A 503-nucleotide genomic window follows, 5' to 3' on the forward strand; every position below is an offset into this window, starting at 1 on the left:
GGGCGCCGGCATGGGGGCGGGGGACGGGGCCTGGACGGGCGGGGCGGGCGGCGGGACGCCGCCCCCGCCGCCGAAGCCGCCTCCCCCGGAGAAGTTCCCGACGCCGGGCGGGGGCGCGGAGCCGCCCGACGGGTCGATGATCGCCTCGACCTTCCACTGCACGTTGAACTGCTCGGCGAGCGCGGCCTTGAGGACGTCCTCGCTGCCGCTGCTCGCGAAGTTGTCCCGCGCGCCGGCGTTGAGGAAGCCGAGCTGGAGGGTGGTGCCGTCGAAGCCGGCCACCTGCGCGTTCTGACTCAGCAGGATCCAGGTGAAGCGGCGCCGGTTCTTGACCGCTTCGAGGATGGACGGCCACATGTTCCGCACCTGGGCGGCGCCGGCGGCCATGTCCCCGGCCGGAACCTGCGCGGCGGGCTGCGCCTGCGGCGGAGCCTGGGCCGGTGCCTGCGGCTGTACGGGAGCGGACGCGGGCGCGGCGGTCGGCCAGCCGCCGGGGCGGGCCG

1 pseudogene is annotated in these 503 nt (G+C 77.1%); it reads right to left on the minus strand.

What is annotated here, in order from left to right:
- Nucleotides 1-503: pseudogene (locus IE321_RS41715) on the minus strand (DNA polymerase III subunit gamma and tau); the annotation flags it as partial.

The sequence above is a fragment of the Streptomyces hydrogenans genome, assembly GCF_014656075.1.
Taxonomy (GTDB): Bacteria; Actinomycetota; Actinomycetes; order Streptomycetales; family Streptomycetaceae; genus Streptomyces; species Streptomyces hydrogenans.